The following is a 13,845-nucleotide window of genomic DNA, read 5'->3' as shown; positions in this document are numbered from 1 at the left end:
GACACATATGGAGAGCCTGGATGTCAGGGTATTGCGCCAGCTGCAAGAGTGGCGCGCACAAGGACGTGACGCCATTCTGGTCACGGTTGTGCAGACCTGGGGTTCGTCCCCCCGTCCAGAGGGCTCCATCATGGCTCTGGAAAAGGATGGGGCGGTGGTCGGGTCGGTCTCGGGTGGTTGTATCGAGGACGATCTGATCCGCGCTTATCACGACCCCGAAGGGGCGGATAAGCGCCTGCATGGCGATGGCCGTCCCCAGTTGTTGACGTATGGCATCAGCGCGGATGAGGCGCATCGCTTTGGCCTGCCTTGCGGTGGCACGATCCGTTTGCTGGTGGAGTTCAACCCCTGCCCGCAAGCCTTGTCAGACGTGTTGGGCCTGCTGGAACAGCGTCGTCTGGTGCAACGACACGTGGATCTGCAAACCGGCCGTGCCTGGAGCAGTGCTACCCGCGTTCCGGCGGCTTTGCATTTAAGTCAGGACTGCCTGTCGGTCACTTTTGGCCCGTCTTATCGGCTCTTGCTGATCGGGGGCGGGCAACTATCCGAGTACGTGGCAACCATTGCCTTGTTCAATGGCTTTGATGTGACGGTCTGCGATCCGCGCAGCGAGCATATTCAGGGCTGGAGCGTGGCGGGTGCACGTGTGGTCAGCGGCATGCCGGACGATGAAGTCATTGCCTGCGTACCGGATCGCCGTACGGCCATTGTGGCTCTGACGCACGACCCCAAGCTGGACGATATGGCCTTGCTGGAGGCGCTCAAGAGCAGTGCCTTTTATGTGGGGGCGATTGGTTCGCGACGTAATAATCAGAGCCGTCGTGAACGCCTGGCCGAATACTTTGACCTGACGGCCGAAGAAATTGACAAGCTCAAAGGTCCGATTGGCTTGTATATAGGCAGCAAGACCCCGGCAGAGATTGCTGTCAGTATCATGGCCGAGATCATTGCGATCAAGAACGGTGTAGATGTGCCGCGTGAGCTGTCCGTTGGCTCTGTCAAGGATAGACAAGAACAGCAGTCGGCCTAGAGGGTGGCTGCTGCGACAGTTCTGCATTAAGGCAATTCGCACTAAGATAAGAGAACGGGCGGCGACCCGTTCTTTTTTTGTCTCCGGGCCGCCCAGGACCTGACGCTTGCTGCTCTCAGCAGGCCGCCAGCGGGTGACAAGCCCGTGCAGCACAGGGACATTTTGATTTCTGCCTTCGTGAGCCTGTCATGCCCTTTGTGTCTCAATATGGTTTTTTGCCCCTGAGTGCCGCCCCTGGAAAACAGGCTCTGTACAGCCCGGCACAGTGCGCCAGCATGGATGCGGCGGCACCGGGTTTCGGGGTGTCTATCGAGCAATTGATGCAGGCCGCTGCCCGTGCAGTGGCGCGTGCGGTGCAGCGACACTGGCCGCAAGGGGCCGTGCTGTTCTTGTGTGGGCCGGGCAATAACGGTGGCGATGCCTTGGTGGCGGCGCAGATTCTGCGTGAGCAGGGGCGGGTTGTTTCTGTGTTCAGTCTGGTGGACCCGTCCCAGCGACAAGGAACAGCTGCCTGGGCTCAAACACAATGGCAGGGGCGCTGGGAAAGCCAATGCCCGGACTTTCGACGTTTTTCCGTGGTGGTGGATGGCTTGCTGGGTGCAGGCCTGGATCGTGACGTAGAAGGCGAGACAGCGGCCCTGATTCAGTCCCTGGCGGCCTCCAAAGTCCCCGTATGTGCCATTGACGTGCCTTCTGGCCTGGATGGAGCCAGCGGACAGGTACGCGGCGTTGTGGCCCCTGCTACCGTGACGGTCAGCTTTGTGCGGTACAAGCCGGGCCATGTGCTGTATCCGGGGCGTGCCTTGTGCGGCAAGCTGGAGCTGGCCGACATCGGCATGCCAGCCCCGGCCTTGCAAGACGCCAATACCTGGTTGAATGAGCCAGCCTTGTGGCAGGCTCATCTGCCGCAGCTGGGGGCTCAGAGCCACAAATACACACGTGGGCATGCCTTGGTGGTTGGGGGCGAACAGATGACCGGAGCCAGCCGTCTGGCGGCCCGTGCCGCGCAACGTGCGGGGGCAGGGTTGGTCAGCATGGCTGTGCCGCCTTCCGTCTGGCCCGTTTATGCCAGTGCACTGGACAGCATCATGGTGGCTGCCTTGGATGACACCCTGACCACGGACGAGCGTATTCGCGCTTGGCTGGTAGGTCCGGGGGCTGGCCTGGGCGAGGAAACCCGTCGTTTGACCTTGGACTTGCTGGCCACGGGGCGGCCTTGTGTGCTGGATGCAGATGCGATCAGCAGCTTTGCGTCACAGCCTCAGGAGCTATGGGGTGCCCTGCATGAGCAATGTGTTTTGACCCCTCATGCCGGCGAGTTCGCCCGCGTCTTTGAGGAGGCGCCGGATCGTCTGGAGGCGGCACGACTGGCAGCTACGCAATGTGGTGCCGTGCTGGTTTTGAAGGGGGCGGATACTGTCATTGCCGCGCCGGATGGGCGGGCCTTGATCAATGCCTGCGCGCCGCCCTGGCTGGCGACAGGGGGAAGCGGGGATGTGCTGGCGGGTCTGGTCTGCGGCTTGCTGACCCAGGGCATGCCGGCCTTTGAAGCGGCCGGTGCGGCAGTCTGGCTGCATTCACAAGCCGCGCTGGAGTTTGGCCCCGGCCTGATCCCGGAGGATTTGATAGAAGTGCTGCCGCGCGTTTGGCAGCGCCTTCTGTCCAGGGCCTGATACTTACTTGCGTGGGGCGCGCTGGTAAGCCAGCGCCACAATCCCGCTAAGCACTACCGCTCCACCCAGCAATTGGGTGGAGTTCAAGGTCTGTTTCAGAATCAGCCAGCCCAGAATCAGCGAGGCCACCGGCTCCATGTTCATGAAGGGCGCATTGCGTGTCATGTCCAGGCGGGGAGCCAGCACAAACAGGGTCACGAAGCCCGTGGTGTACAGCGCACAGACCAGTGAAAGGGCAATCCAGCCTGTGGCATCGTGGGGCAGGGAAGAGCCGCCGGGCAGCAGTCCCAAGGGGCTAAGCGCAATCAGGCAGACCAGGGTTTGGCTGATGGTACAGAAGCTGCGTACCAGGCCGGGCAGGGGCGCCAGTTTATTTTCTGTAATCCATAGCCCAATCGCAAAGGCCAGGGCGGTCAGCAGGCTGCACACTACGCCCAGCACCCATTGCCCATCCAGCGTTGCGCCCTGGATCAGACTGGGGGCGTCCAGCGCCAGCAGGAGGCCGACCAGAATCGCCACCATGATGATGGAGGTCTTGCGCGTGGGTTTGTGCCCGCCCAGTATCCAGGTCAGCAGGGCCAGCAGAATCGGGTACATATTGGCCACCAGCAAGGCCAGGGCGACAGGGATGCGGGCGATGGAGGAGTAAATCAGCATGCATTGCATGGTGATCAGCCCGCCCAGCATCAACTGCCAGCCCAGGTACTGACGGGGCACGTACAGGGCTTGTTTGCGCCAGATCAGCAGCATGCTCAAGGCCAGCGTGGCGGCGGCCGAGCGGAAAATAACCGAGATGATCAGCCCGGTGCCATGGTCCAGTGCCACTTTGGCCGCAATGTGGTTGGCGGCAAAAGAGCTGCCCAGCATCAACAGTAAAATAATGGCAAGGTGGCGGGGCAGTAAGGCAGAGGATGTGGCGGGGGGCATGCTACTTGTTTCAGGTTTAAAGTATGGGTGGTTGCTTTATTGTTGTCCGCCCTGTCACTTGCTGCAAGTGTTGATTGCAAATCGAGGTCCATATCCCTAGGGTTGGCGGTGCTACTATGTGGAGCGATGTCCATGACCACAGAGATGACTCCATGAAAATCGATCCCGCCAAGAAGCCGACGATACCCCATTCCACGGGGCAAGCGCCGTCCTTCTTCTGGCGCAGCTTAATTGCGGGTGGAGCCTTGCTGGCCGGCCTGACAGGCTGTGCCCTGCCGTCGCTGGAAGGACGTAGCCACAGCGAGGCCTTGCCCCTGGAGCAGGCTCGGGACACCATGATTGGCCAGGCAGTGGCTCCCATGGTTCAGCAGCATCCTGGCTTGTCGGGCATTTATCCCTTGTTTGATCCGCACGACGCGTATGCCGCCCGTGCCCTGCTGGCCTTTGCGGCCCAGAAAACGCTGGATGTGCAGTATTACATCTGGCGGGGCGACACCACCGGCACCCTGATGCTGGGTACCTTGCTGCAAGCGGCAGAACGTGGCGTGCGCGTGCGCTTGCTGATTGACGACAATGGCATCACGGGTCTGGATGCTACCTTGTCTGCCTTGGACGCTCACCCCAATATCGAGGTGCGGCTGTTCAATCCCTTTGTATTGCGCTGGCCTAAACCTTTGGGTTTCCTGACGGACTTCTCCCGCCTGAACCGGCGCATGCACAACAAGTCTTTCACCGTGGATAACCAGGTCACCATTATTGGCGGACGCAATGTAGGGGATGAGTACTTCGGTGCGACCCAGGACGTCTTGTTTGCGGACCTGGACGTCATGGCAGTTGGTGCCGTGGTGCAAGACGTCTCCCATGATTTTGACCGCTACTGGGCCAGCCAATCCGCCTATCCGGTAGACAGCCTGATCAAGCCGGGCGGTCCGGAAGCGTTGGTGAAGTTTCAGGCGAAGTTGCAAGAGGCCGAAGCCCAGCCACGTGCCAAGGATTATCAGCAGGTGCTGCGTGAATCGGATCTGGTCAGCCATTTGGTGCGTGGCGAGCTGGATTTCCAGTGGGCCCGTACCACCATGATCAGTGACGACCCGGCCAAGGCTTTGGGCCCGGTCAATCCAGAGCAGTTGATGGTCTGGCAAATGGACCATGTGCTGGGCAAACCCACCAGTCAGGTGGACCTGGTGTCCTCTTATTTTGTGCCCACCGCTGCTGGCGTACGCGCTTTTGAAGCGATGATGCAACGGCCTGGCATGAAGGTGCGCATTCTGACCAATTCCCTGGCTGCCACGGACGTAACCGCTGTGCATGCCGGCTATGCGAAACGACGCAAAGCCTTGCTGGAAGCTGGCGTGCAGCTGCTGGAGCTGCGGCCCACCATGGACAAGCCTACGCGCCACGGTTCGGGGCCTTTTGGCAGTTCGGGCTCGGCGCTGCACGCCAAGACCTTTGCCGTGGATGGCAAACGCCTGTTTGTGGGCTCTTTCAACTTCGATCCGCGCTCGATCAATTTGAATACGGAACTGGGCTTTATTATTGAAAGCCCGGAAATGGCTCAAGCCTTGTCCAAGAGTTTCGAGGAAGTCCTGCCTTACCGCAGTTATCGTGTCGAACTGGACAAGAATGGCGACCTAGTATGGATTCAGCTGAACGAAGACGGCACCGAGCGCTTTTTCACGTCCGAGCCAAATGCCAGCATCTGGCGCAGGGCCGGAGTCGGTGTGCTGTCTATCTTGCCTATCGAGTGGCTGCTTTAAAGCACACCCGGTTCCCTGCTAGGGATGTGAAATGCCCCCAAGGATGATGTTTGCATTCTTGGGGGCATATTCATCTGGCCGCGTTTTTCTGCTGACTAGACCTTGAGCTTTTGCACGGCCTGCCGGCGTGTCTGAATCCAGTCTGCATAGCGATGCAGGCCGTACTTTTCCATGTGCTGCTCGGCCAGGTTCCATTCCTGCAAAGCCTGGGCATTTTCACCCAGCGCCATCCAGGCATCGCCGCGTACACAGTGCAGCTCTGTGCGCAGGCTGTCCGTGTCATAGCGCAGGCCTTGAGCGGCGGCCTTGTCCAGCCAGGGCATGGCTTCATTGCTGCGCCCCAGACGTATCATGGCGCGGGCGATCCGGCTCATCAGGCCATCCGCGCTAATCGGCAATCCGTACTGGGCAGTCTGTACGCAATCGAGCAGGGAATGCAGGCTGGCTTCGCGACCTTGCAGCATCACTTGGCAGTAGTGCAGGTAAGAGCGGCTAAGCGCAGACCAGGGCTCGGGGTTATGCGACTTTTGCAGCTCCTGCAAGGACAGTTCGGCCACCTGCTGACAGTCTTCCAGTTGTTCCATCAGGTAGTAGGCCTGCATGACGAACAAATGAGTAATGGCGCGCAGGGAGAAAGCGGTATCCCTGCGCAGGCTTTGCAGGGCCAGACGCGTGTGCTGCTGAGCGGCGTCCATATCGCCCTTCAATGCCAGGGCGACACTCAAGGTTCCAAAGGTAATGGACTGGGGGAAATGCTCGGCAATGGCCTGCCGGCTGTTCTGCTCTTTCAGGTCATCAAAGACCGCCAGGCTCAGGTTCAGCGTCTGGATGGCATTGCCGACATTGCCTTTCCATAGTTCGTGCTGGCCTATGGCATACAAGGCCCAGCTGCGGTTCTGGTCGTGGCTGGTTTCATTGGCCAGGGCCAGCAGCTGACGTGCTTTTTGCAAGGCCTGCTCGAAGTTGCCCTGGGCCTGGAAAGCCGTCCAGGCCGTCCACAAGCTGATCATGACCTGATCCGAGTCATGCTCGTCATGCAGCCCATGTCCCAGTTCGTAGGCCATGGCGGTAGAGGCAGAGGCCGGGCCGTACAGGGAGGACTCGATCGCGCCTTGCAGCATGCGGCATTCAAACTGCAGGGTTTGGCGTACTTGCAGGTCTTCGATCAAGTCGCTGCGGTTCAGGGAGCGTTGCAGATACTGGCTGGCCTGACGCAGATTATCTTGCGCCAAGGCTTCACGGGCGGCGCGTTGCCACCAGAAGGCGGCCTCTGCGCTTTCGGCCTCGCACAAGTGCAGGGCAACCTGTTCGGGAGCATGACGACGGCGGATACCGTGCTGGGCAATGGCGTAGTGAGCCTGGCGCAGTTCCTCCTGCATGGCCACGCGTTCCAGTGCCTGGGAGATCAAGGGCAGGCAGGAAACATGCTTGTCATGCACATCAATCAAATCCAGCGTAGCCAGCGTATCCAGTCCGCCGCTCAAGGCGGTGTTATCCAGACGCAGCATCAGGGCCAGTTCGTCAATGGCAATGGGCTCATCCTGCAAGGCGATGCTGGTCAGGATGTGGCGTGTTGCGGGCAAGAGGCTGTGATACTGAGTGCAGATCAGGTCGGTCAGACACAAGGCGTCATGGCATTCGCTATTGAGCTCGTGACCGCGCAGCAGCTCATTGGCATGGCCGGGGTTACCTGCACTTAACTTGACCAGGCGGCTGCGTTTGTCGCGCGCCAGACGCTGACCCCGTTGGCTGCTTAGCAGACTGTTGATGCTGGAGCGATCCAGTGTGCGCAAGCTCAGATGCTCGGCACGCTCCAGGCCATGACCAGGCTTGCGGCTGGTGGTCAGCAGCAAGGTTGGGTGGCGAGGGGCGGTATGCGCCAGCAAGCGGATCAGACGTTGCGTAGGCGGGTCGGCCCACTGCACATTTTCAATAATCAGCAAACGGCGGCGCGGGGAATTGCCAGGGCCACTAAGCAGATTGAACAGAAGGTCCATATGCGCCGTGGATGGCTCGTTCAGATCCTGCTCGTCAGGGCCGCTGTTTAGCCACTGATGCAAGGACTGGGCCTGTTTGGGGCTGATTTCCAGTGCCTCTTGCAAGGTCTGAACAGAGAACGGGTCGCGTTGCTTACTGTTTTGCGCGGTGATGTAGTTGGCGATTTGCTCGTGCAGCCAGAGGCGGATCGGGTGCCAGGCCACGCGTCGCTTGTCCTCGCGACAATGCAGCACAATGCAGTGATGGGCAGTTTTTTGAACATAGTCCGCCAAAGACTGCACCAGCAGGCTTTTGCCAATATGTGCGCGCCCATGAATGGCAATGTGGTGCAAGGCCCGATTCGAGCCTATATGCGACCAGGCCTGCACCAGGTGATCAAACTCTTGCGAGCGACCATAAACGCGGCTGGTCAACCGTGCATGTTCTGTTTCGGAGGGGCTCAGGTTCAGCCAAAGAGCCTCGTTCTGGCGGCCCACAGGCCCTTGAATATCCTTGGTGTCCAGACGCAGAGCGGCTTGCACGCTGATGCGCGGCGCGCCGGGGGCGGCCTCCCAGCTCAAGGGCAAGACCACTTGTGCCAACTGGCCCCATGGGTCCGGGTAGGCGCTTTGATCGTCCATGGCCAGATCAGCATGCAGGGCGATGCTCAGCTTGATGTGCTCGTCCATGCGCAAGGTCGCAGCCACGCGCGCCAAAGCGGCCGCCTGGTTAACGGGCGCTTCCAGCAGTTCGGGATAACCAAAATAGGCAATCAGTTGACTGGGGCCAGCTTCACAGGGCCAGCCGCCATGCTGTTCGATCAAGTGCTGCAAAGTCTTGCGGCTGTGCTCCAGCAGTTGCCCGCCTTTTTCGCGGGCGTGGCGGTGGCTGGGCTCAAAGCGCAGACAAAAACCCACTGCCGCCAAGGGACGCAGGCGCAGGGAAACGGTTGTGGGCATGGATTTTGCGGGGCTGACCGAGCGCGCCGGCAAATCCACCAGGTTGCGCGTCTGCGCGCTGGGCTCGCAACCCAGACGATCGGCCAGCAGGACGGAACATTGCTCGTAGGCGTGCAGGGCGGCTTCGTGCTGGCCTTCCTGTTTCAGCCGACGAATCAGCTCCTGGTGCAGTTTTTCTTCTTCGGGCCAGATCACAAGCCAGCGTTTAAGGTAACTGATTGCTTGCGGCGCAGGCAGGGCGCTCAGGCCGGACTGAATATAACGGTCACGACATTGCGACAGAGTTTGCCGAATGTTTTGCTGCGTATCTTGCAACCAGTCTTGCAACTGCTCGCCATGATGCAGTTTCACTTGCCCCAGCAAGGGGCCCTGATACAGATTCAGACGCTCCAGATCGCTAAGGGACGGCTGGCTGGGGTGCTGCAGCAAGCTGAGCACGTCCACCTGGGTATGGCTGGGATCCAGCGCCAGGCTGTCATTGGTAATGTGCAGGGCCTGATCGCAGCCTTCAAAAGCACGGCGCAAGGCATGCAGCGCGTGGCGCAAACGAGCGCGGCCCACGCTGATAGGGTCTTCATGCCAGATCGTTTCCGCCAGACGGCTGCGACTGATGGGTTTACCCTGCGCCAAAGCCAACATGGACAATAAGATACGCGCTTTATCGTAATTGATGATTTGTGCGCGGCATTGTCCTTGAACCAGTAGTCGGTAGGTACCGAGCAGGTAAATTTGGGCCAAGTGCGAGGCAGAGGAAGGTAAAACATCCATGGGCTCGGGCTCGTATCAAGAGTTAAGCAATGATTGGGATAATGTATCCGATCCGTTTAATTTTCGTTTACCAACTTTTGCAAAAATAAACGCCTTGCTTGTTCAAGATTAAACCTTTTTGGGATATCTCCGGCTTACCGCATCGCAGGCTATGATGTGAGCTTGTCACTTTCCTGTGCTTGGTTGCCTTTTCGTATGGTTGATCCCACACGTTCTTCGCTGCGCAAACAGTCCAAATTGCCTCTGTCGCTCAAGGTGAAATATACCTTGCGAGCGCGCCTGGAGCGTGGTGAATGGCCGGTGGGGACGCGTATCCCCACGCTGGAAGAGCTGATGCAGGAATACGGGGTTTCGCGTGCTACTGTGCGTGCGGCTCTGGACGAACTGGAGCACGAAGGCCTGATCGAGCGTACGCGTGGCAAAGGCACTTTTGTGATTGGCGACGTTGCACAGGATCATTGGCTGATGTTGCCCACCAATTGGGATGCCTTGATCGAGCATTTGACGCGTCTGGATTCGGTCATGGTGGAGCTGGGCAGTGGTGCGGGAGCCTTGCCCATTGAAATTACCGGCCAGTCCTTGCCGGATGAGTACTGGTGGACCAATCGCATCAATTACGCCGATGGCGTGGCTTATAGCCTGAATACGGTGTATGTCCTGCAAGCTTTGGCCCAGACCTTGCAGCCTGAATTAAGTCAGGAGCCTGTGCTGCTGGTGCTCAATCGTCTGGCTCGCGAGCAGATTCATACGGTTCGTCAAACCCTGACGGTGCGGGTTGCTGATGCGGACCTGGCGCGTCATTTGAGCATGGATATAGGCATGCCCGTCGTGCGGGTGATTCGCCTGATCATGAACCGTGCGAATCAACTGGTTTATGCGGCGCAGGTCTTTTATCCTGCCAAATACCTCAGCATTCAGACTGAGCTGACACCTGGTTTCTAAGCCTGCCATTCCAGGCGCGATGCGCCTTTGCGACACTCCTAGGTAAAAACACCAAGTTATTCCGCTGGATAGCGAGGTGTACACTTTTTCCATAAAGTCCTAAAAATAGAACTTTATGACTTTATGGAAAAGGCACTGTTTTGGTGCCGGAAGTTTTTATCTGTTTGGAGGAGTTTTACGTGAAGATAACCATGCTTGGTACCGGCGCTGCGCTGCCAGATCCCGACCGTGCTCAGTCGTCCATTTTGGTGACGCTGGAGAACGGCAAGAATTACCTGTTTGATTGCGGCGAAGGGTCCACGCGTCAGATGGTGAAGGCCAATATCAATCCGGCTGATGTGCCGTGGGTGTTTTTAAGCCATCTGCACTATGACCATGTTTGCGGCCTGCCGTTTTTCGTGCTGTCCAGCTGGGTTTTTAATCGTGAAGGCAAGCTGAAGGTTTTTGGTCCTAAAGGCACGCAGGATTTTGTGGATCATTCCTTCGAGAACGGTGCTTTCCGTGTGGATATTCAGGCCCGTGCGGCCTATCCGGCTCGTCAGAAAAACATTGAAGCTGTACGTCCCGAGGTTTTCGAGGTGGAACCCGGCCTGATGTACGAGGACGAGGACGTCAAGATCTACATTGATGTGGTGGATCACATTCCTACCGAAATTACGGATTGCTTTGGTATCCGCATGGAGGCCGAAGGCAAGGTGGTGGCGTTCAGTGGCGACACGGCTCCTTGCGAGTCCATGATACGTCTGGCGCAGGATGCCGATTTGCTGATACACGAGTGCACGTTCCCGGAGTCTTTCCTGAAGCATCGTGCGGAATCCGGGGTAGGAACGTTTGCACATACCAGCCCTTTGCAGTTGGGTGAGATTGCTCGCAAAGCCAATGTGAAGAGTTTAGTGGCGACCCATTTTGGGCATTACGATTCCACCAGTCCGGTGATTAAACGTGCGGCGGGTAATCATCTGCCGGTTGATTTGATGGGGCCGGAGCGCCTGGACGAAGTGGCTCGGGATATTCGCAAAAGCTACAAAGGCGATTTGCGTTTGGCAACGGATTTGATGCGCATAGACCTGTAAAAGGCGCGCGGGGGAGACAAGATGCTGGCAATTAAAAAGACGATGGTGGGCCTTGTAGCTGCGCTTGGCCTGGGGGCAGTGGGACCGGTCTGGGCGGATTATCCCGATCATCCTGTGCGAGTGGTGATTCCTTACCCTCCGGGAGCGGCGGGTGACATTATTTTCCGTATCTTGCAGCCCGAGCTGTCTCGGGAGCTGGGGCAAACGGTGATTACGGATTACAAGACCGGCGCGGGCGGCAATATCGGCACGCAGATGGTGGCGCGCTCCAAGCCGGATGGTTATACCTTGCTGTTTTCAGCCACCAATAATTTTGTGATCAATCAGTTCTTGTACAAGAACATGGGCTATGACCCATTCAAGGATTTGCATGTGATCAACAAGGTGGCGGATGCGGCGGCGTTTGTTTATGTGAATGGGGAGTTGCCGGTCAAGAATATGGCTGAATTCCGGGATTACGTGCAGCAGCGCAAAGGGCAAGTGAATTACGGGACGCCGGGGGCAGGCACCACGCCGGAGCTGTCGGCCTGGAAATTGTCCGAGGCTCTGGAAGGCGACATGCTGGGTATTCATTACCGCGGCTCGGCACCGGGGATTCAGGCCTTGTTGAGCAATGAAGTGCAGATGTTTGTCAGCAGCTACGGCTTGGGGGCTGCTTTTTTGCCAGAGGGGCGTTTGAAGGCTTTGGCAGTGGCCTTGCCAGAGCGTTTCCCGGCTTTGCCCGATGTACCGACGATGGAGGAGCTGGGCTACAAGGATGTGGTGATCAGCAACTGGTGGGCCTTGGCGGTTCCTGCCGGGACAGATACGGAGATTGTGGCCAAGATTGAAGGGGCTTTGGAGAAGGTGCTGGCCGATCCCGAGATTCGCAAGAAGCTGCTGGATCAGGGGTATTTGCTGTCCAAGGTGTCGGCCGAGGAGTTCCGCAAGGAGCTGCCTGCAGAGGCGGATTACTGGCACGACATCGTGACTAAGGCTGGGATTAGTTTGGACTGATGTATTACCGCCTGATCGGGGCTTGGTGTGTTTTGGAGCGCTGTGTGCGAGGGCTTATTTGAATTGGGAGGAGGTTGGTTCTGACAGGGGAGGTTTTCTTCTGGACGTGCTGTTTGGGCTTTGCGTAAGGGAGTGGATGGTTTTCTTGTGGGGCCCGGGGACGGCTTGTCTTGGCGGGTCTCTTGCCCACGCTGCGCGTGGGTACCCTTGTCAGAGTGCTGGGGCGGGCGGGTCGTGAACTCGGAGCGCGGTTTGTCCCCCGTACATGGACGCCCCTGTTTTGCCAAGCACTCACTTCATGTTGGACAGTGGGTCGAGATTGCACCCGTACATCCGGACTTGATTGCCGCGTCAGCGGCGGTCCCTGATGGGTTCTGCTGGTTGGTGCCTCAATCGGACAAGCGCACTGCTTAGTGCCTGGGGGACATCGGGTTTAACCAACCACGGTCTGACCTATCTTGCCATCATGTCGTGTTTGCCTGAGCAATCGGGAGAAGGGTTAATAGTGGCTTTTAAGGGGAAGCTCAGTCCAGCCTGACTATGAGCCGTCAGGCGTGTAGTCAGGCTGGAAGGTTCGTTGATTGGCCAGTAACGCCCAGACGATACGGGCATTTTTGTTGGCTAATGCAACAGCCGCTACGTTAGCGTGAGATCGCTGCAAGAGTCGTTGTAGCCAACCGGTGGGCTCTGCGGCTTGCCGTGCACGATAGATCACCGCTCGAGCGCCATGAATTAACAAGGTACGTAGATATTGATCTCCTCGTTTGCTGATTCCCAGGAGCACGGACTTGCCACCACTGGAGTGCTGCTTGGGCACTAAGCCTAGCCACGCCGCTAACTGTCGGCCATTGGTGAAGTTTTTGGCATCGCCGATCGTGGCAACCAAGGCACTGGCGGTGATCGGGCCAATGCCCGCAACTTTCTCAAGTCGGCAGCTCGCTTCATTGGCCTTATGCCAGGCTTTAATCTGCCGCTCCAACTCATGGACCTGTTTATCCAGCTCTTTTAAGTGATCCAGGAGCCGGAGTATGAGTAATCGAAATGAGCCCGTCAGCTCCTGATTCGCCTGCTCGAGTAGCGCAGGGACACGTGTATGCAGGTGAGAGATTCCCTGTGGGACGATCAGCCCGAACTCAGCCAGTAATCCGCGGATCTGATTGGCCTGTGCGGTCCGTGCCCGTACGAACCCTTGTCGAGCCCGGTGCAAGGCCAAGACGGACTGTTGTTCGATATTTTTGATCGGTACAAACCGCATGTTAGGCCGAGCCACTGCCTCGCAGATGGCTTCGGCATCAGCAGCATCGTTCTTGTTGGTTTTAACGTAGGGTTTAACAAACTGAGGGGCAATCAAGCGTACGGTATGCCCGAACGATTCTAATTTACGGGCCCAATGATGCGCACTTCCACATGCTTCCATGCCAATCAGGCAGACCGGTAAGGTGGCGAAGAACGTGGCCATCTGGTCGCGTTTGAGCTGTTTTCTTAACACGGTTTTGCCTTGTTCATCGACGCCGTGCAGTTGAAAGACTTGCTTTGCCAGATCGATACCTAGTGTCGTAATCTTCATGATGGACGCCTCGCTCGGTTCAAGTGGTTGGTGATACGCCCACTTTGGCACATAGGATGCCGGTGCGGGTAGGGGCGTCCATCCCATTGGACAAACCGCAAGCGTGCTCCTCAAACAGCACGCCCCTTGCATCCCGCCCCAGCACTCTGCCGGCGGCAAGAGCCCTGACTCGCCCG

Annotated in this window: 9 protein-coding genes; 6 read left to right on the top strand and 3 right to left on the bottom strand. The window is 58.1% G+C overall.

From position 1 onward, the window contains the following. Positions 1–7 precede the first annotated feature (7 nt). Together CPY64_RS13825 and CPY64_RS13820 are read left to right on the top strand one after the other, a co-directional pair. On the top strand, positions 8–1,030 hold the full coding sequence (locus CPY64_RS13825) for an XdhC family protein (protein ID WP_042489435.1): 1,023 nt from the start codon (positions 8–10) through the stop codon (positions 1,028–1,030). A 188-nt stretch (positions 1,031–1,218) separates the two neighbouring features. After that, the gene (locus CPY64_RS13820; RefSeq protein WP_052363053.1) at positions 1,219–2,703 is read left to right on the top strand and encodes a bifunctional ADP-dependent NAD(P)H-hydrate dehydratase/NAD(P)H-hydrate epimerase; all 1,485 of its coding nucleotides are present in this window, start codon (positions 1,219–1,221) and stop codon (positions 2,701–2,703) included. Positions 2,704–2,706: 3 nt separating this feature from the next. On the opposite strand, the gene CPY64_RS13815 is transcribed toward CPY64_RS13820, so the two are convergent. Beyond that, on the bottom strand, positions 2,707–3,630 hold the full coding sequence (locus CPY64_RS13815; RefSeq protein WP_042489432.1) for an EamA family transporter: 924 nt from the start codon (positions 3,628–3,630) through the stop codon (positions 2,707–2,709). Positions 3,631–3,782: 152 nt separating this feature from the next. On the opposite strand from CPY64_RS13815, the gene CPY64_RS13810 reads away from it, so the two are divergent. Then, the gene (locus tag CPY64_RS13810; protein ID WP_042489429.1) at positions 3,783–5,387 is read left to right on the top strand and encodes a phospholipase D family protein; all 1,605 of its coding nucleotides are present in this window, start codon (positions 3,783–3,785) and stop codon (positions 5,385–5,387) included. Positions 5,388–5,482: 95 nt separating this feature from the next. On the opposite strand, the gene CPY64_RS13805 is transcribed toward CPY64_RS13810, so the two are convergent. Continuing rightward, positions 5,483–9,091, bottom strand: coding sequence for an ATP-binding protein (locus CPY64_RS13805; RefSeq protein ID WP_042489428.1), 3,609 nt, complete (start codon positions 9,089–9,091; stop codon positions 5,483–5,485). 195 nt (positions 9,092–9,286) lie between these two features. On the opposite strand from CPY64_RS13805, the gene CPY64_RS13800 reads away from it, so the two are divergent. From CPY64_RS13800 to CPY64_RS13790, 3 genes are all read left to right on the top strand, one after another. Next, entirely contained in the window at positions 9,287–10,033 is a 747-nt protein-coding gene (locus CPY64_RS13800) for a GntR family transcriptional regulator (RefSeq protein WP_042489478.1), read from the top strand. 179 nt (positions 10,034–10,212) lie between these two features. Next, positions 10,213–11,106 carry an MBL fold metallo-hydrolase gene (locus CPY64_RS13795; RefSeq protein WP_042489475.1) on the top strand — a complete coding sequence of 298 codons (894 nt, stop codon included), beginning with the start codon at positions 10,213–10,215 and terminating at the stop codon, positions 11,104–11,106. A 21-nt stretch (positions 11,107–11,127) separates the two neighbouring features. Next, complete coding sequence (locus tag CPY64_RS13790; RefSeq protein ID WP_042489425.1) at positions 11,128–12,102, top strand: Bug family tripartite tricarboxylate transporter substrate binding protein; 975 nt, start codon at positions 11,128–11,130, stop codon at positions 12,100–12,102. 538 nt (positions 12,103–12,640) lie between these two features. Here the strand turns inward: CPY64_RS13790 and CPY64_RS13785 are convergent. Continuing rightward, a complete protein-coding gene (locus tag CPY64_RS13785) occupies positions 12,641–13,669 on the bottom strand; it encodes an IS110 family RNA-guided transposase (RefSeq protein WP_042489560.1) in 1,029 nt (342 codons plus the stop codon). Between the last annotated feature and the right edge of the window lie 176 nt (positions 13,670–13,845).

This window comes from Alcaligenes faecalis (genome assembly GCF_002443155.1).
GTDB classification, from domain to species: domain Bacteria; phylum Pseudomonadota; class Gammaproteobacteria; order Burkholderiales; family Burkholderiaceae_B; genus Alcaligenes; species Alcaligenes faecalis.
This window is presented reverse-complemented; position numbering and strand designations above follow the sequence as displayed.

Bases quoted from the DNA above. Each gene is read 5' to 3' on its own strand.
- CPY64_RS13805 (WP_042489428.1), bottom strand. From the start codon at position 9,091: ATGGATGTTTTACCTTCCTCTGCCTCGCACTTGGCCCAAATTTACCTG.
- CPY64_RS13800 (WP_042489478.1), top strand. From the start codon at position 9,287: ATGGTTGATCCCACACGTTCTTCGCTGCGCAAACAGTCCAAATTGCCT.
- CPY64_RS13790 (WP_042489425.1), top strand. From the start codon at position 11,128: ATGCTGGCAATTAAAAAGACGATGGTGGGCCTTGTAGCTGCGCTTGGC.
- CPY64_RS13785 (WP_042489560.1), bottom strand. From the start codon at position 13,669: ATGAAGATTACGACACTAGGTATCGATCTGGCAAAGCAAGTCTTTCAA.
- CPY64_RS13820 (WP_052363053.1), top strand. From the start codon at position 1,219: ATGCCCTTTGTGTCTCAATATGGTTTTTTGCCCCTGAGTGCCGCCCCT.
- CPY64_RS13815 (WP_042489432.1), bottom strand. From the start codon at position 3,630: ATGCCCCCCGCCACATCCTCTGCCTTACTGCCCCGCCACCTTGCCATT.
- CPY64_RS13810 (WP_042489429.1), top strand. From the start codon at position 3,783: ATGAAAATCGATCCCGCCAAGAAGCCGACGATACCCCATTCCACGGGG.
- CPY64_RS13825 (WP_042489435.1), top strand. From the start codon at position 8: ATGGAGAGCCTGGATGTCAGGGTATTGCGCCAGCTGCAAGAGTGGCGC.